At 43.6% G+C, this 817-nt stretch carries 1 protein-coding gene and 1 pseudogene; both read right to left on the bottom strand.

Translation table 11 applies throughout. The features are described from left to right. A pseudogene (locus tag ACP45E_RS00545) lies at positions 1–209 on the bottom strand (DUF3466 family protein); the annotation flags it as partial. 6 nt (positions 210–215) lie between these two features. Next, on the bottom strand, positions 216–817 hold a 602-nt coding region (locus ACP45E_RS00540), incomplete at its 5' end, for an ATP-binding cassette domain-containing protein (protein ID WP_141707154.1).

Here is an 817-nt window from a genome sequence, read left to right as displayed (position 1 = left end):
TAGGTACCACTTGAACAAGTTGTACCGAAGCAGCCTAGTGGATCGCCATTATCGCCAGGTTGAATTGCTACGCCATGCACCTCTGTATATTCACTAGCACCAATCCCTTCAGGGCTGACTTCTACAACAGTATATAACGCAGCGTGTGCGCTTGTTGCCGCTAATACAGTAGCTGCAATCGTCGATAATTTAAAAACTGTACTACTCATAAAAATTTAACTTTCCTGTTGCATAGCTTCCAGCTCTTCCCAGCGCTCGAAAGCAGATTCCAACTCTTGCTCAGTCGCAGAGAGCTTATCTAATGTAATTTGAGTTTCCTCTATAGACTTAGCGAAAAACTCTGGATCGTTCACTACTGTCTGTAGAGCTTCAATTTCTTGCTCTAGTTCTTCTAATCGCAGCGGCAATGATTCCAACTCTCGTTGCAGCTTATAAGATAATTTCTTAGGTTTAGCCTTTGGCGCTGTCGTTTTGGGAGTTTCCTCAACTACTTTCTTCACTTCTGCTGGTTTTTGCGCCAACCGAGCTTTGTTTACCTGAGCACGCTGTTGTTGCGCATCATGATAGCCACCAACAAACTCCTCAATCACACCATTCCCTTCGAATATCCAACTCGTGGTTACTGTGTTATCAACAAACTGACGATCGTGACTGACGAGAAGCAATGTACCCTGATAGTTGGCAAGCAAATCCTCCAAAAGTTCCAATGTTTCGATATCTAAATCATTGGTCGGTTCATCGAGAATCAGCAAATTGTTTTGCTTTAAGAAGATTCGAGCCAGCAACAAACGGTTCTTTTCACCGCCAGACAACGCTT

The organism is Vibrio genomosp. F10 str. 9ZD137 (assembly GCF_049974785.1).
In the GTDB taxonomy this organism is placed as follows: Bacteria; Pseudomonadota; Gammaproteobacteria; order Enterobacterales; family Vibrionaceae; genus Vibrio.
This window is presented reverse-complemented; position numbering and strand designations above follow the sequence as displayed.